This window comes from Lacimicrobium sp. SS2-24 (assembly GCF_002201535.1).
Classification (GTDB): domain Bacteria; phylum Pseudomonadota; class Gammaproteobacteria; order Enterobacterales; family Alteromonadaceae; genus Lacimicrobium.
Genome location: NZ_NIWW01000003.1, coordinates 209,824 through 227,001, shown reverse-complemented (window position 1 = coordinate 227,001; position 17,178 = coordinate 209,824). Strand labels below are relative to the sequence as shown.

Annotated in this window: 13 protein-coding genes; 5 read left to right on the top strand and 8 right to left on the bottom strand. The window is 52.8% G+C overall.

Annotated elements, in window-relative coordinates; translation table 11 throughout:
- Positions 1-69: 69 nt before the first annotated feature.
- Positions 70-975 (top strand): hypothetical protein, encoded by a 906-nt coding sequence (locus CCY32_RS07045; RefSeq protein ID WP_088329892.1) that lies wholly within the window; start codon positions 70-72, stop codon positions 973-975.
- 97 nt (positions 976-1,072) lie between these two features.
- On the opposite strand, the gene CCY32_RS17445 is transcribed toward CCY32_RS07045, so the two are convergent.
- The 6 genes from CCY32_RS17445 to CCY32_RS07025 all read right to left on the bottom strand — a co-directional run bounded on the left by CCY32_RS17445 (position 1,073) and on the right by CCY32_RS07025 (position 8,906).
- Complete coding sequence (locus CCY32_RS17445) at positions 1,073-1,195, bottom strand: hypothetical protein (protein WP_281492506.1); 123 nt, start codon at positions 1,193-1,195, stop codon at positions 1,073-1,075.
- An 85-nt stretch (positions 1,196-1,280) separates the two neighbouring features.
- A complete protein-coding gene (locus CCY32_RS17440) occupies positions 1,281-1,415 on the bottom strand; it encodes a hypothetical protein (protein WP_281492505.1) in 135 nt (44 codons plus the stop codon).
- A gap of 66 nt (positions 1,416-1,481) precedes the next feature.
- On the bottom strand, positions 1,482-2,075 hold the full coding sequence (locus tag CCY32_RS07040) for a CPBP family intramembrane glutamic endopeptidase (RefSeq protein ID WP_246840553.1): 594 nt from the start codon (positions 2,073-2,075) through the stop codon (positions 1,482-1,484).
- Positions 2,076-2,517: 442 nt separating this feature from the next.
- Complete coding sequence (locus CCY32_RS07035; RefSeq protein WP_088329890.1) at positions 2,518-3,246, bottom strand: 16S rRNA (uracil(1498)-N(3))-methyltransferase; 729 nt, start codon at positions 3,244-3,246, stop codon at positions 2,518-2,520.
- A 99-nt stretch (positions 3,247-3,345) separates the two neighbouring features.
- Positions 3,346-7,131, bottom strand: a complete 3,786-nt coding sequence (locus CCY32_RS07030; RefSeq protein WP_088329889.1) for a translocation/assembly module TamB domain-containing protein — start codon at positions 7,129-7,131, stop codon at positions 3,346-3,348.
- The gene (locus CCY32_RS07025; RefSeq protein WP_088329888.1) at positions 7,128-8,906 is read right to left on the bottom strand and encodes an autotransporter assembly complex family protein; all 1,779 of its coding nucleotides are present in this window, start codon (positions 8,904-8,906) and stop codon (positions 7,128-7,130) included. Before CCY32_RS07025 ends, CCY32_RS07030 begins: the two co-directional genes overlap by 4 nt.
- A 374-nt stretch (positions 8,907-9,280) precedes the next feature.
- Here CCY32_RS07025 and CCY32_RS07020 point away from each other — a divergent pair, with 374 nt between their 5' ends.
- Positions 9,281-10,108 carry a mechanosensitive ion channel domain-containing protein gene (locus CCY32_RS07020; RefSeq protein WP_088329887.1) on the top strand — a complete coding sequence of 276 codons (828 nt, stop codon included), beginning with the start codon at positions 9,281-9,283 and terminating at the stop codon, positions 10,106-10,108.
- Positions 10,109-10,225: 117 nt separating this feature from the next.
- Here CCY32_RS07020 and CCY32_RS07015 read toward each other — a convergent pair whose 3' ends face one another.
- Both CCY32_RS07015 and metK read right to left on the bottom strand, forming a co-directional pair.
- Positions 10,226-11,023 carry a M48 family metallopeptidase gene (locus CCY32_RS07015; protein ID WP_168171446.1) on the bottom strand — a complete coding sequence of 266 codons (798 nt, stop codon included), beginning with the start codon at positions 11,021-11,023 and terminating at the stop codon, positions 10,226-10,228.
- 259 nt (positions 11,024-11,282) lie between these two features.
- Positions 11,283-12,434 carry a methionine adenosyltransferase gene (gene metK / locus CCY32_RS07010; protein WP_088329886.1) on the bottom strand — a complete coding sequence of 384 codons (1,152 nt, stop codon included), beginning with the start codon at positions 12,432-12,434 and terminating at the stop codon, positions 11,283-11,285.
- Positions 12,435-12,739: 305 nt separating this feature from the next.
- Here metK and tkt point away from each other — a divergent pair, with 305 nt between their 5' ends.
- The 3 genes from tkt (at position 12,740) to CCY32_RS06995 (ending at position 17,082) form a co-directional block, all read left to right on the top strand.
- Positions 12,740-14,755 (top strand): transketolase, encoded by a 2,016-nt coding sequence (tkt, locus tag CCY32_RS07005; protein ID WP_088329885.1) that lies wholly within the window; start codon positions 12,740-12,742, stop codon positions 14,753-14,755.
- A gap of 97 nt (positions 14,756-14,852) precedes the next feature.
- Positions 14,853-15,875, top strand: a complete 1,023-nt coding sequence (gene epd, locus CCY32_RS07000) for an erythrose-4-phosphate dehydrogenase (protein ID WP_088329884.1) — start codon at positions 14,853-14,855, stop codon at positions 15,873-15,875.
- Positions 15,876-15,903: 28 nt separating this feature from the next.
- On the top strand, positions 15,904-17,082 hold the full coding sequence (locus tag CCY32_RS06995) for a phosphoglycerate kinase (protein WP_088329883.1): 1,179 nt from the start codon (positions 15,904-15,906) through the stop codon (positions 17,080-17,082).
- Positions 17,083-17,178: the final 96 nt, after the last annotated feature.

Below are 17,178 nucleotides of genomic sequence, written 5' to 3'. Positions count from 1 at the left end.
TCGCACCCATTGCTCGCATTTCCGGTTTGGCTAATTTATGGTAAATACAGTCCACAAAGGCCAAGTGCGATGATGTCATATTCAGGGTTTTATACGATCTTATCCAAATCCATTGTGTTGTCATGGCTTTGCATGGTTGCGCTGTTAGCCAGCGCAGAAGACGTGAAGCCAAAGATTTTATGGATGCAGGTGGATTGGGCGCCCTCATGGATCATGGAAGGACCAATGCAAGGTCAGGGTTATGGTGACCAGATTGAAGCGGCGCTATTTGACGCGCTACCGGGGTATCGCCATCAGCCCATTACCACCACCTTTTCAAGACTGGTTGATTGGCTGGCAACGCAGGACAATGCTTGCACTTCAACCGGGTTCTATCGGTGGCCAAATGAAAACGGTATGCCCAGGGAAGATATTGTCTGGTCGGCTCCGGTGCTGATGTTCGAATGGCATGGCATGGTGGTGCATCAGTCGCAGTTAAATCAGTTTCCCGCTGCGCGGCCACTTTCATTTGCCAGCTTCATTCAATCCTCCGACCAAATCTTGTTACTTCAGGACGGCCGCAATTTGGGTCCGGTGTTAAACGAACTGATTAAACCCTTTGAGGAAAAAGGCAAAGTCTTGCGCCGCAGCGGGGGCTACAACAGTACCTTCAGCCTCTATCGTATGCTGGCCCAGGGAAGGGCAGATTACACGATTGATTACCCTTTTATGGTGCGCTATGCCAACAGTCTCGATCCTCAACTGAATATGCACTTTATCCCCCTGCAGGAACATGTTCGTGAATACGGATTTGGTGCGGTAGTGTGCAGCAAAAGCGCGGTGACCACGCCGCTTATCAACGATATTAATGCCAATATAGAAGACCTGCGCCAGGGGCCGCTGAGGGCGATCAATAAGCAGTGGTTTGAGCCGTCAGATGCCCGGGAGCAGTTCTGGCTGGACTGGCAGGAACGATTGCTACCGTTAAAACAGTAGCAATCGATTCTCGGAGCAGAGCTAGTATCTACAGCTTAGTTGGCCGAAATAGAGGCTGATAACTCAGACACATTCCCAGCAAGGTCCATTGGCTGGATCAGTAGGACAGGCCGGTAAGGTTAATGCCCAGCCCGGCGTTTTTGTTGGGAAGAGCAACAGCCACGCTGGTAGCGAAACCCAGCGTGATAATAAGCGTGGCACTATGTATAAACCTGATCATGGTAATAGCTTCCTTAAAAACGGAAGGTTAGTGTGCCCACCACTGGCAGCTCAGGCATGTGCCAAAAGTCACCTTTGTGATTGATTCATCCGCTGAATACAGCAATGGTGAGAGCAATGATGCTAAGCCCGTTAAACAGACTATGACGGATCAGTGCCGGCGTCATAATCTGGGTTTTGTGACTCATCCATGGATCGTACAGGCAGCCGGGTAACAGCATAAGTCACTGCTGTAACGCCAGGCAGGGCTGAATAAAACGAAAGACTCAGTCTTGTTTGGATAGCATCTATCGCACCAGTGTAAAGACAGCGGTCCAGGTGATCGCGTTCCCTACGCCATGCACTATGGCGGGCAAGAGGGCACTGCGACTGATATCTCTGAGCCATTGAAAGGCAAAGCTGGCACCGATATAGATCGCGACTAATATCATCACCACTGTTAACTCACCTTTTTGCAGGTATTCCCACAGTCTTACAGAATGCAGAGGTGCGAGCACGAAAGCCAGGGTGGTCAGTCCTGCCGAGTAAGCATATGAGAAGCGGGATCGTAGTGCGGTAAATAACCAGCCGCGGTAAAGCAGTTCCTGGCCCATACCGATGGCAAACCCGCTTAGTAACCACATCAGAAATCGGGTAACAGGGGCTTCTAAGCTGGCGCTGAACTGTTGCCACTCCATCACGCCAAACAACAGGGCGCTGGCGAGCACTCCAACGACCAGATGCGGATAGCATCGCCTGGGAAGGCTAAGTAGCGTCGGCAGTAACCTGAATGTGATCAGGCATAACGAAGCCAGCAATGCGAGCTCAGTGACCAGCCGCAGAGGTTGTGAAAAATACCAATGCTCTGCAGACAGTAACCAGGGGTCGGGTTGCAGCAACATTCTTACCGGTATTTCGTATAGCAGGAAAAGCACTAGCAGAGTTATACCGGCAGACCGTGAAAGGATTAAATTTGGGGCTGGGTGGCTCATTCTTCTCTCGGGTTGGTGTGATCGCAAGCCTAGTGTAGGCCAATCACCCGCTGAGATAATGTGCCTAAAGTCATGATTAGTATCGTTACTGACGAGGCATTTGGTGCTTGCTGTGTCAGGTGTGGCATTTGTCGGAATCTGCCGGGTGGCCTGAATAAGACTGCAATGGTGTGGAAAATTTCACTCACCGAAATGATTACAAAGGCAAAAACTGGGGGGGCAAAAGGCCACAATACGATTCATGTTTTTGCCGCGCTGGGTCCAGCAGTACGCTGAAGTGTTACATTGGGGGCATTGAGGCCTATCCGACATAGTGAGACCGGGAAACTTTGCAGCACACATCGCCAACCTGCTAAAGATCGCCAAAGCGGCTTTGCAGCGAGGCGATGGCGGCAATGGCCGCAGTTTCGGTGCGTAGCACCCTCGGACCCAGCTTGGCGGGCGTAAAGCCCTGCTCTTGTGTCTGATACACCTCCTGTTTACTCAGGCCTCCCTCCGGACCAATGAGCAGTCTGAAGCCATGCTGATTGGCACTGAGATCTCTGAACAACTTCTGCGCCGCTGGGTCCAGCGTCAGGCGCAGTGCATTAGTGGATTCTCTGACCCACTCGCTGAATGCCATCACCGGGTGCAGTGTTGGCACCGTATTGCGGCCACACTGCTCGCAGGCGCCAATAATAATTTTTTGCCATTGCTGATGTTTTTTCTGCCAGCGCTGTTGGTCAATTTTGACCACGCATCGTTCCGTGAGCAATGGCGTGATCTCCGTGACCCCCAGCTCTACCGACTTTTGCAACACTGTGTCCATGCGATCACCTTTGGAAATGCCCTGTCCGAGATGAATGGGAAGGGGGGATTCGCAGCTCATACCCAGCTTGGCGTCGATGCTGACTTTGGCTTTGCGGCGTTCCACCTGTACTAAGGTGGCAGGATATTCGTTGCCATCACCGTTAAATAACACCAGTGGATGGCCATTTTTCAGTCGCAGCACGTTGGCGACATGATTGATCGCATCGGACTCAAGCTCGACCTCTGTGTCGACGCTGAGCAAATGGGGATGGTAGATTCGTGGTATTCGCATTTAATGATGGATTTGGCGGAATAAGTGTATCCGCCAAGTCTATGATAGTCAGCCGCAAATGACCATCTGCTGAGGTCTTTTCAAGACTCCCGGCTGTGTTTATTCCACCTCAAAACTGTAGTACAGATCCATGGAGCGTTGCAGGCTGTTGACCGCTTCTAACCACAACTGATTGAGCAGATAGAAGCGTACCGTGACCTGACTGACGGGTTCGACAATGCCCACGCCGTATTTGAGGTAGATGCGTTCACCAATGTAACCGCTTACTGTCGCCATGCTATCGCCGCTAACGGCGTCGGTTTCAGTATCGAGGCTGATATCACTGATCAGTGGAATCTCATTAAGGGCCTCGGTCAGTCCGCTTGAACTGGTCAAATCAATGCCCTGATTGGCTGCCATAACCAGGGCCATGGAACGTCCGTCGCCACTTTCTGAATCCGGCGCACGTCCCCGGATAAGATAGGAGAGAATCTCACTTTGCTCCATCACCGGATTGGAGAATAATTCGACAATGATATTGTTAGCCGGACCACTGGCTTGTATACCGGCTTCCACATTAGTGCCGCGCAGTGGGCGAATGGCACGCAGTTGCACCATGGGATTTTTCGGTGGACCGACGAACTGCAGACGACCGTCTTTGACTTCCAGGTTCTGGCCATAGGCTTTATAGGTACCCTGAGCCACACTCAGGTTACCAAAGAGTTGCACAGGCGTTTCCAGGTCTTTGCGGGCCTGCAGCGCCCCCATGATGCCTCCCTGAAAGCCAAAACCCGTTACCGAGAAAGGTTCCACAATCGTAAGATCCACATTCATTTGACAGCAAAGGGGGGCTTGCTGTTGCCGTCTCTGCTCACCGACCAGTTGCATGTCATCTGACACCGCTGTGGCAGAGGGGGGTAACGTGGTGAGGGCCAATGCACCCTTGTCGATATTGAGCCGACCTGACAGGCTCAGGTGTTGGTCAAAGCTGACCTGCATATCCGGGCTGACCGTTGCACGTAGTTCAGGCAATGATTGCAATTGCAGGGCATTGCCCTGCAGAGATGCCTCCAGAGTCAGTGCATCGCGCCAATCTTGCTTGCTGGTATCCCAGTTGCTGTTGCCCTGTAACGTGGCTGAGCCCTCACCCATGGCAAACTGTCCAGTGAAATGAGTCGAGTTGCCCTCGAAATCGATTTTCAGGTTGAGATCCTGAATACCAGTCTGATTTGCCGACAACCTGAGTTGTGTGTTTTCAACCAGCAACTGTCCGGACAGCTTTGGCTGGTAGAGCGCGCCACTGACTCTGATGTCGGCAGCCAGGGTACCCTTAAGCTCATTGAACTCGGGCACAAATTGCTTAAAACTCTGCAAGGGAATGGGGGTGAGGAGTAGCCTGCCTTGCACACTTTGCGAGTCCCTGTCGCTCAGCGCCATCTTCACATTCAGCAAGGGCTCACTGTCAGCACGTTTGAGCTCGCCCGTTAAAACCAGTTGCTGATTTTGTGATTGCAGGGCGAAGCTGCCTTGCTGCCAGTCCAGCAGGGCAATCTCTTCGCTTTCGCTGACGTAATGCAGACTACCGGCACTGCTTGTCAGGTTAATATCCAGTTGGGGTAAACCTTGCTCCACTAAGCCGATTTTTCCCTGCAGACTGGCCTGCCCGGACAGGCGCTGACTGCCGGGCGTCTGCTTGGCCCATTCACCGTAATCCATCTCGGCACTGATCAGAATATCTTTTGTCTCTGGCAGCCTCAGCGGTTGCTCAAGGCAAATTTGACTGAACTTGCCCTTGTAGCAATGGGCATCGATACTGAGCTGGCCATCAGTAACACGGATACCGGTGCGCTCAGCGAGCTGCCAGTGCTCTTTCATCGCGCTCACACTCAAGGTTTGCAGTTGTCCCTGCCACTGCCTCAGTGACTGGTCGGCGCTTCCTGAGATACTGGCGCTGGCCTGCAGGTCACCGCCAACGTCAACACGGAGCTGATGATCGTTTTGTGAGCCCACTAACGACAATTCGGCATGCAGTAGCCGTTGTGCGTCAATATGAATGGCGGGCGCCGTTACCTGCACATCAACAATGGGATTGTCGCGGTGCTGATACTGTGCTTCGAAGCTCAGGTCATTGCTTTGGTATTGCTGGTAATTCAGTCTTGCCAGATTACCTGAAGTGGTCAGTGTAGGGGTTTTAAGGTCTCCACTGAGATTAAAGCGGGTTGCCATTTCGCCCTGTACGGTATCGGTTATCAGGCTCAGATCCTTGCTGGTCAGAGTCCCGGTGATGGCCCAGTTTTTGTCAACCCGACCGGCGATATTCAGCTCGGCGCCCAGGGCTTTACCTGCAAGGTTGAGTTCACTGATACTCAATAGGTCATTGGTTTGCGTGATCTGCCCCATCGCGGATACCGACAAGGGGGTATTGTTGAGGCTGCCGAGTAGCTCGGTGTGATGCACATTGAGCTGCCACTGCTGTTCACTCATATTGCCGTCTAGCTGGATTTGCCCCTTTATGTGGCCCAGGTAGGGCAACAGGGGGGTATCCACCGCAAGATGGGTGATATCGCCGTTCAGCTGTGCCTGTAGCGGCTGTTCATAATTCAGCGCGCCTGACAACACCAAAGAGGAGCCCGTATCCGCGTCGTCCAGCTTGAGTCGGATAGCCTGTAGCTGTTTTGAATGATGTTCGGCGTTAAGGCTAATGCGTGCAGGTTGCCTGGGGCCCAATCCTGCGCCGCTGAAGCCTAAATTGGCGGACAGAATCTGCTTTTTCAGGTTGCCATTGATACGGCCACTGGCATCAATCAGTTGCAATTGCGCTTCGGCTGGTATGTTCACAGGCAGCAGCGCCAGAAGTTGTGGCGAGGGTTGTAAGGTCCAGTTGACCTCAAAGGGGAGCAGGGCGTCGGTGAGATTGGCCTGGCCTTCAAGGATGAAGAGTTTTTCTTGCGTCAGTGATGTGTTGAGGCGCGTCAGGTCGCCTCTTGCCAGCAGCTGCCAGCGACCACGGTCGATGTTTTCAGGTAGCAGGGACGCTGAGGGCCTGAAGGTACTCGACAGGGTCACAGGATACGGATGTTTGAGTGTCGCGTCTGCCTGCATGGCCAGGGTACCGAAAGCGGGCGCATCGATGCTGAGCGTCTTGATGCTAAGTTTGTCTGAAAGCCAGCTTAGTTTGAGTTTAAGCTCGGCAATCCGGGTATCAGAACCAGGCTGTTCAATACGCGTCTGCATCAGGCGCAGGTCCTCGATAAGCGTATTGACCGGTGCAATCATATGAGGCAATGCAGCAAGCGGCCAGGGTCCCTCGTTAGTTTCGCCAGAGCTGTTTTCTGCTAGCACCAGGTGCAGCTTTAACAGCGACAGTGTCGACAGGGTAAAGCGCGCCTTATTCAGTCTCGCTTTGGCATCCAGTTGCTGCCAGCTCATCCTCAGTGAAGGGGTTTGTAATGAAACGTTTTGTAATTGCAGCTGGCTGACCCGAATGGGGGGCAACCAGTGGGGCAGATCAATTTTCTGTGTGCCATTAAATGTGCCTGGCTCGGGCGATGGGGAATTGGACTCCGGCAGCGTCGCGTCTATGCCCTTTGCCACCAGTCGCTGTATTTGCAGTCGTGGCAGCAGCAGTGCCCGGGCGGAGAGATCCAAAGACACCTCTGCCACGTTCAGTGTAATGCTGTTGTCGCTGTAGGTTACCCCCGTCAGGGTTATGCCTCTTAGCAAACTGCCGCTGCTGCTTTGATAGTTGAACGCGGGCACAACCGCTCTGGCTTGTTGTAATGCCCAGTGACTGCCACTCTGTGTGCCGCCTATCCAGAAAATGGCAGCGGCAATCAGCAGCAGGAGTACCCCAAGGGTAATGAGTATCCAACGCAGCCAGCGCTTGAGATTGAGCCTTTTACTCACAGTTCGGCCCCCATACTGATATGCAGACGCCACGGCGGGTTGTCTTCGCTAATCCCATAGGCCACTTCCAGACGAATGGCGCCGACAGGCGACAGCCAATGCAATCCGGTACCCACCGATTGTTTGAGTTCAAAGTGCCCCCGGTTAAAGGCATTCCCGGCATCGGTAAAGAGTGCAAGCCGCCAGTTGTTATTGAGGTAGTGCTGATATTCCGCTGAAGCTACCGCCAGCAATTTACCACCGACCACGATGTCTTCTATGCTAGTACCGGTATCAATCTGACGAACTGGACCGAGGCTGTTGTAGGCGAAGCCCCTGATGCTCTGATCGCCACCGGCAAAGAAGCGCAGGGACGGAGCAATATCCTCGTTATCATCAGAACCGGTAATATTTGCCCCCAGCTGTGCGCGCAATACCAAACGGTGATCATCCCAGCGATCCAGCCACTTCCAGAATGCGGTGGCGCGAAATAAACGTCCTGCCGAGCCAATTGCATCGTCAGTGACCTCAAGCTGATAACTTTGCATAAAGCCACCGGAAGGATCCCGTACCGGACCCTGACGACGGGTGCGAGAGAGGGCAATACCGGGCAGCAAGTAATTGCCTTCAAAATCCTGACCATCCAGACTCCACTGCTCAGACAGCCAGCGCACCTGCGTGTTCACTACCCAGCGCCCTTTCACATCCTGCCTGACTACGGCGGCGTGCTGTTGGTTACTGGCCAAATCGCCAAAATCATTCTTCTCAAGTCCCAGACGTAACTGGTAATGCTGGTTATTGGGATCCTGTCCCGGAATCTTGTAGAAAAAGTTTACATAGGGATTAACCGTGGAATACCGAATGGTGGTTTGCTGACTGTGTCCATACCGGTTTACCCGCGGTGTTTGCCAGTTGAACTGGGCACGGGGACCGGTATCCGTGACATAACCCAGACCCACCTGAAAACTGTGGCTGCTGGCATCCTGCAATTTTACTTTAATGGGCACATGTAAATCGCTGATCTGCTGCATCTGCGGAATAACCTGCACCTCGGAAAAATAACCGGATTTGCGCAGGGTCGATTCCAGTTTGCTCAGGTGAGATACCTGATAATACGCGTCTTCCTGTAAAGGAGAGAGACGAGCCAATAACTCAGCTGACAAAGACGAGCCACTAAAGCGTATCTCACCCAAACGATGTCGCTGTCCGGATGCATACTCAAGCACAATGGTGGCCTGGTGTTGTGTAGGATCGACCAGTAACTCTTTGTTGACCCAGCGTCCATTCAGATATCCCTGATTACGGGCATAATTTTGGATCTCATCTTTCCAGTCTTCATACTCTCCGTGATTGAGCACGGCCCCGGTTTGCTGGCGAATCGCGGCGATGATGTCTTCGAATCCGGGATCCTGTTGTCCTTCACCCGAGACTGTGACGTTGATTTGGGTGATCCGTGTCGGCTCTCCAGGAGTGATACTCAGTGTCACCTCGACAGGCTGAACCTCGCGGTCAATCTGCAAATTCACCTGAGCCGTGTTATAGCCAAGCGCGATCATCGCCTGTTGTGTGCGTTGTGGCATTTTGGCGATAAAGCGATTGACCAGTGCCGGGTCTTTGGGCAGCGCACCCAGGTAGGCGAGTATATTTGAGTGCTGCGCCTCGTTAGCGCCTTCTATCTTTAGATCCAATGCGCTATCGGCAAAGGCCGAAAGCGGGCAGGCCAGACTCAATAGCAGTAACAACCGCAACAGGGTTTTTGCCGGATTAAGGAATAACTGGAATAAAAAAGTGATCAACGCTGTGGTTTCGTCCGTTTGCAATGAGTCAATTTAGAGCGCGAGTTTACCCGATGGGCGGTGATATTACTCACCGAGATGTATTGGCATACTAACAAGTAAGGTAGCACTTGTACCACTTTCAGCATAGAAAATACTGGCTCCTTTGCCGGAGCTTCTATTATGCTGTAGCCAGTACCAATCTGCATAGCTGATTGTTCCCTCAGTGATACGCATATGTTCTGCGGCAAGACCCGCTCTTGAAGGTCTGACGGTGTTCAGAAAAGGGGCGAAACAAGGTCGTCGGACACGTTAAATGTGTGCGCTGTGACAGAGTCATCAGCTATGCCGATCGGTATAGCGTTGGGAGTGTATTTTACATCAGGAGAGAAGACATGTTTGAAACTGAAAAAATGGCGGAAATGATCGATACCTATCTGATTCCCTGGGGAATCAATATCGCCTTTGCGCTGATTATTTTCATTGTCGGACGGATAGTGGTGAGCGTGATTGTCAATCTGCTTGGCAAGGTCATGGCCCGTTCCAAGTATGACACGATGTTGGTGAGCTTTATCAAGTCCATCATCAAAGCCTTGTTAATGCTCTTTGTGATCATCGCATCACTGGATCAGCTGGGTGTGGACACCACGTCATTGGTAGCAATATTTGGTGCCGCCGGCCTGGCCATTGGTCTGTCCATGAAAGATTCACTGCAGAATTTTGCAGCTGGGGTGTTGTTACTGGTATTCCGTCCTTTCAAAGCCGGGGATTATGTGGAAGCCGGGGGCACAGCCGGGTCCGTTAAACACATTGGTATTTTTACCACCATGTTTACCACACCGGATAACAAAATGGTGATTGTCCCTAATGGCAATATCTACGGTGACAATATCGTCAATTATTCGGCCATGGATACCCGACGAGTGGATATGGTGGTAGGGATTTCGTATGACAGCGATCTGCGCAAAGCCAAGGAAATCCTGAAGGAAATGCTGGAGGCCGATGAGCGGATATTGAAAGATCCTGCTCCTCAGGTGGCGGTGTCAGAACTGGCGGACAGCAGTGTCAACTTTGTGGTGCGTCCCTGGGTTAAGACCGCCGATTACTGGGCGCTAAAGTTTGATTTTACCGAAGCGGTTAAACTGCGTTTCGACCAGGAAGGTATCGGCATTCCCTTCCCACAAATGGATGTGCATTTGCATAAGGAAGAAAGCGAAGCGTAAAGAGGTAATAACGCGCAATAAGCTGAAACAGTATCAGGGAGCCCGTGGGCTCCCTTTTTCGTTCTGATTGTTAATGACACCGCCATGCCATTAGTCTGATTGGCTAAAAAGCGGTTCTCAGGGACGACAGTTGGGCTTATTTTTACTGAGCTTATAGGACTGCATGGCGCCTTTCATGTTCTTTTGCAGCATTTTGATACGGCTATCCGGGGCCGGGTGAGTCGACAACAACTCCGGTTGCCGCTGGCCGCCACTGGCTTTGGCCATGTTCTGCCACAAATTAACGGATTGCTGTGGGTCAAAACCGGCTTTGGCCATCAGATCCAGGCCGATAATATCGGCTTCAGACTCGTGGGTGCGACTGAAGGGCAACTGCACGCCCACCTGAACACCTAAACCAATGGCCGACATAATCATTGGGGTTTGTCCTACCTGATTACTTTGTAAAATCTGATTGGTGGCTTCCATCCCCAGATTAATGAGGGTGCCGCTGGACATGCGCTCATTGCCGTGCTCGGCAATGACATGGGCCACCTCATGGCCAATTACAGCTGCCAGCTGATGCTGGTTCTCCGCCACGTTTAACAGCCCGGTATAGACACCAATTTTACCACCTGGCAGGGCAAAGGCATTGATCTGGTCTTCATCAAACACTACCACTTCCCATTCACCGGCAAACACGTTATCTGGCACTTGCTGCGCAATGTGTGTGGCAATGCAGCGGACATATTCATTTTCCACCGTTTTTGAGGAGACTTTTTGTTCGCTCTTCATGCTGTCAAAGGCCTGTGTGCCCATATTGGCTAACTGGGAAGAGGAATACAGCTTGATGGTCTTGCGGCCGGTGGGCGAGGTGGTGCAGGCACTGAGACAGGCTATGCACAGGAGTGAAATACAGAGTAAACGAAACGTCATGGCAATTCCTTGCGTAAAAACAGTCATGCTATTTTGCGCGCCCCGGCGGGATTTGCCAAGCTGCAATGGACAAAGCAGTCCGTAATCCGCTTTCAGCAATAAGAAAACGCAGTACTGCTATTGCACGCTGGTTTATTGAGGTTGAAGGCGCAGATGTTTATGGGGTAGCAGTTGGCTGAATGCACAGAGGCTGCTAATCAGCCTCTGTGCGTCACTTTATGCTATTTTTCTGAAAAGCTGAGGGCTGCAAACTGATAACTTAAATACCAGCCGCAGCGCGCAGGGCTTCGGCTTTGTCAGTGGCTTCCCAGGGGAAGGCATCGCGGCCAAAGTGACCATAGGCCGCAGTGGCCTGATAGATGGGCTTCTCCAGATCCAACATTTTCAGCAGACCGTAAGGACGCAAATCAAAGAATTCGCGAACCAGCTCAATTAACCGGCCTTCGTCAAGCTTGCCGGTACCAAAGGTATCGACATTGATGGACGTGGGCTCTGCGACACCAATGGCATAAGACACCTGAATTTCGCACTTGTCAGCCAGGCCTGCAGCAACAATGTTCTTGGCCACATAGCGTCCGGCATAGGTCGCGGAACGATCGACTTTTGAGGGATCTTTACCGGAAAACGCGCCACCGCCGTGACGGGCCATGCCGCCGTAGGTGTCGACAATAATCTTACGGCCGGTCAGGCCGCAATCGCCCATGGGGCCACCAATCACAAAACGACCGGTTGGATTGATAAAGTATTTGGTCTGTGCCGTCAGCCATTCAGCAGGCAGAACCGGCTTGATGATTTCTTCCATCACCGCGTCAGTCAGATCGCGGGTACTGATGGTTTCGTCATGTTGGGTAGATAACACGACCGCGTCGATGCTCACCGGTTTACCGTTTTCATAGGCGAAGGTGACCTGGCTCTTGGCATCAGGGCGTAGCCAGCTCAGGCTGCCATTTTTACGTACCTCTGCCTGGCGTTTTACCAAACGATGGGCATAGGTAATGGGGGCGGGCATGAGCACGTCGGTTTCATTGGTGGCGTAGCCAAACATCAATCCCTGATCGCCCGCACCCTGATCTTCAGGACGGCTGCGATCCACACCCTGGTTAATATCGGGGCTCTGTTTACCAATGGCATTGAGTACCGCACAAGAGTCAGCATCAAAGCCCATATCGGAGTGGGTATAACCGATATCGCGTACGGTATCGCGCACCAGCTGCTCGATATCGACCCAGGCCGTGGTATTAATTTCGCCACCGACCATGACCATGCCGGTTTTGACGAAGGTTTCGCACGCTACCCGGGCTTTTTTGTCCTGCTCTAAAATGGCGTCCAGTACTGCATCAGAAATCTGATCGGCAATCTTATCGGGATGCCCTTCAGAAACCGACTCGGAGGTAAACAGATGTTTTGCCATAAAACGTCCCCGTTATTCGAGTAATAAAGTGTGTCGATCTATATCGACCGCATTTTGTCGCATTCTACCTTGGTGAACAAAAAATACCAGCCTTTACATCTAGACGTCTAAATGTCCATTTGTTAAGTTTGCTTGCCAGTTCGCCCTGTCCGGTCAATGGTGACCCTGCGGTGAGTGGATAAGTTATTCTGTTTTTATCGCCTTCATTAGATGCAACAACGTTGCAGTTATACAGGCGCTGGGCGAGAATAGACGCCCTTTTTTGCCAAATGCACAACAGCCCGTTAACGCCAGCAGGAGTTTTTATGCCCCAGAGCAGTGAAGTCAATCGCCGACAATTAGCTAACGCCATCCGCGCCCTGTCCATGGACGCCGTACAACAAGCCAAATCTGGCCATCCCGGTGCCCCGATGGGCATGGCAGATATCGCCCAGGTACTGTGGTGTGATTTTCTGAGTCACAACCCCGCCAATCCGCAGTGGGCCAACCGGGATCGGTTCGTGTTGTCCAATGGTCATGGCTCGATGTTGATCTACTCACTGTTGCACCTCACTGGGTACGACTTACCCATAGAAGAGATCAAAAACTTCCGTCAACTGCATTCAAAAACCCCCGGCCATCCCGAGTATGGTTATGCACCGGGTGTGGAAACCACAACCGGCCCACTGGGGCAGGGCATCAGCAACGCGGTGGGAATGGCGATTGCCGAGAAAACCCTGGCGGCGCAATTTAACCGTCCGACCCACGAGATTATTGATCACTACACTTACTGTTTCCTCGGGGATGGCTGCCTGATGGAAGGGGTGTCCCATGAAACCTGCTCCTTAGCGGGCACCCTGGGGCTGGGCAAATTGATTGCGTTTTGGGATGACAATGGCATTTCCATTGATGGCGACGTTGAAGGATGGTTCACAGACGATACCCCCGGACGTTTCCGTGCTTATGGCTGGCACGTGATTGAGGATGTGGACGGCCACGATCCTAAGCAGGTCAAAGCGGCCATAGAACAGGCACAAGCGGAAACCGCCAAGCCCACATTGATTTGCACCAAGACCATTATCGGTTTTGGGTCACCCAATAAATCCGGAAGCCACGATTGCCATGGCGCGCCGCTGGGAGACGATGAAATTGCCGCTGCGCGGGAATACCTGAACTGGCCTCACGCGCCCTTCGACGTGCCAGCCGAGGTGTATTCTGGCTGGGATGCCAAGGAAGCGGGTGCGCAGCGTGAACAGCGCTGGAATGAAAAATTCTCAGCCTATGCCAAAGCCCATCCTGAGCTGGCTAAAGAGCTGGAACGACGTCTTAAGGGAGAGCTGCCCGCAGATTTTGCCAGGACCGCCGAGGCGTTTATTCAGGCCTGTCAGGACAAAGGGGAAGATATCGCCAGCCGCAAAGCTTCACAGAACAGCATCGAAGCCTTTGCCTCGGTTTTACCTGAGGTCATTGGTGGCTCCGCCGATTTGGCCGGTTCCAATCTGACCTTGTGGTCGGGGGCCAAAGGTCTGACGGCCGATGATGCCAGTGGTAACTATATTTACTATGGTGTGCGGGAATTTGGTATGAGCGCCATCATGAACGGTATTGGTCTGCACGGCGGCTTCCGCGCTTATGGCGCCACGTTCCTGATGTTTATGGAATATGCCCGCAATGCGGTGCGTATGTCAGCGCTGATGGGGATCCCCAATATTTTTGTCTATACCCATGACTCTATTGGTCAGGGGGAGGACGGGCCCACTCACCAACCCATAGAGCAGTTGGCCAACTTGCGTCTGACCCCTAACCTGCAGACCTGGCGTCCCTGTGATGCCGCTGAAACGGCGGTGGCCTGGAAAGCGTCACTGGAGCGTACCGATGGGCCTACCGCACTGGTATTCAGCCGTCAGGGATTAAAAGCCCAGTCGCGCAATGCCCAGCAACTGAGTGACGTGGCCAAAGGAGGCTATGTACTCAAGGATTGTGACGGCACCGCGGACGTGATCCTGATTGCAACCGGCTCTGAAGTCGCCATTACCGTGCAGGCGGCAGAGAAACTCAGTGCCAAAGGCATCAGCGTCAGAGTGGTCTCCATGCCAAGCACCAGTGTCTTCGATCAGCAGGACGACAGTTACAAGGAGTCAGTGTTGCCGGCCGCGGTAACACGTCGTGTGGCCGTTGAAGCCGCTCATGTGGACTTCTGGCATAAATATACCGGTTTCAATGGTGCGGTTGTGGGCATGACCACCTTTGGTGAATCGGCACCCGGCGGCGCGCTGATGGAACACTTTGGTTTTACGGCCGACAATGTGGCCGACAAAGCCCTGAGCTTGCTCGATAAGTAAGCGCAACGATACAATCAAAAAAATGCCCCGGGATAAGCGTTTTCTGGGGCACAACAACCGCACACCAGCTGTGCATTTTAAACGAGCGTGGGAAGTCATGTTACGAGTCGCCATTAATGGTTTTGGCCGTATCGGTCGCAATGTATTGCGCGCCTTGTATGAAAGCGGCCGCAATAACCAGATTCAGATCGTGGCGATTAATGAACTGGCCCGGCCCGAGGGCATTGCCCACCTGCTTAAGTACGATACCTCTCATGGCCGGTTTGCCTTTGACGTGCGACTCGAGGATACCACCCTGCATGTGGCCGGGGATCCGATTCGCCTGTTGCAATGTGCTGAACTTGAAGCGCTGCCCTGGGCTGAGCTGAACGTGGATATCGTACTGGAATGTACCGGTGTGTTCAGCGACAGGGCATCGGGTCAGCAACATCTTGAGCAAGGTGCAAAAAAAGTTCTGTTCTCACAGCCCTGCAGCGCAGATATGGATGCCACCGTTATTTACGGCATCAATGAGGATAAGCTCAGGGCTGACGATCGCATTGTGTCGAATGGCTCTTGCACCACCAATTGCATTGTGCCGGTGATCCAGGCATTGGATCAGGCGTTCGGGGTAGACAGCGGTACCATCACCACCATTCATGCGTCGATGCATGACCAACAGGTCATCGATGCTTATCATGATGATTTGCGACGCACCCGCGCCGCCAGTCAGTCGATCATTCCGGTCGACACCAAACTGGCCCGGGGTATTGAGCGGATCTTACCCAAATTTGCCGGGCGTTTTGAAGCCATAGCCGTAAGGGTGCCCACCATCAATGTTACTGCCATGGATCTCAGCGTAACCTTGAATCAGAAGGTGAATATTGCTCAGGTCAATCAGGCCCTGATGCAGGCCCGCGAGGGACGCCTGGCGGGGATACTCGGCTACACCGAAGAGCCACTGGTGTCCTGTGACTTTAACCATGATCCCCACTCGGCCATCGTCGATGGCACACAGACCCGCGTCAGTCATAATTGCCTGGTAAAAACCCTGGTCTGGTGCGATAACGAGTGGGGCTTTGCCAATCGTATGCTGGATACCGCCATGGCCATGGCGGCTCTGGATTTACCGTCTCATTGAACAGATAGCTAACAGATAAGGAATGACCATGTCAGTACTGAAAATGTCCGAGTTGGATTTGAAAGGGAAACGCGTCCTGATCCGTCAGGATCTGAATGTACCGGTGAAAGAGGGCAAGGTCACTTCAGATGCCCGCATCAAAGCCTCGCTACCCACCCTCAAAGCGGCATTAGATGCCGGCGCCAGGGTAATGGTGATGTCGCATCTGGGACGGCCAACGGAAGGTCAGTTTGAGGCACAGTACTCCTTACAGCCCGTGGTGGATTATCTGGCCGACGTATTGGCGTGTAAGGTGCGCCTTGCCAGTGACTATCTGGACGGTGTGGACATCGCCGATGGTGAATTGGTGGTACTGGAGAACGTGCGTTTTAATCCTGGTGAAAAGGCAGACGATGACAGCTTGTCAAAACGTTATGCTGCGCTGTGTGATATCTATGTGATGGATGCTTTTGGCACCGCACACCGCGCCCAGGCCTCCACGCACGGTGCCGGAAAGTTTGCACCTGTCGCTTGTGCCGGCCCGTTGCTGGCAGCTGAACTAGAGGCGCTGGGTAAAGCACTGGAAAACCCGGCGCGCCCGCTGCTGGCCATTGTCGGGGGCTCAAAGGTTTCCACCAAGCTGACGGTACTCGAAGCACTGTCAGAAAAGGTGGATCAGCTGATTGTCGGCGGCGGTATTGCTAATACCTTTATTGCCGCGACCGGAGAGCCGGTGGGTAAATCCCTGTATGAGCAGGATTTAATACCTGAAGCCCGACGTTTACTGGCCAAAGCCCAGGCAAACGGAGGCGAGATCCCTGTGCCTGAAGACGTGGTGGTGGGCAGTGAATTTTCTGAAACCGCTGTGGCCACGCACAAAAAGGTGAGCGAGGTCAGTGAATCGGATATGATCTTCGATATCGGTCCGAAAACCGCTGAAAAACTGGCGGCGCAGATCAAAAAAGCCGGCACCATTGTGTGGAACGGTCCGGTGGGCGTGTTTGAATTTGACCAGTTCGGTGCCGGAACCAAGGTGCTTGCCCAGGCTATTGCTGACAGTGATGCCTTTTCCATCGCTGGCGGTGGCGATACACTGGCAGCGGTTGATAAGTATCAGATAGCCGATAAGATCTCTTATATCAGCACCGGTGGCGGAGCCTTTCTGGAATTTCTGGAAGGCAAAGCCCTGCCCGCCGTAACCATGCTGGAACAGCGTGCGGCGGAATAACCTGACATAAAAAATAAGAAGGGCAAGTGAATGAAGCCCTCAGCTATACTAACTGACGATATCTCTGTATCCCGGCCCCTGAGGCCAAGACAATAA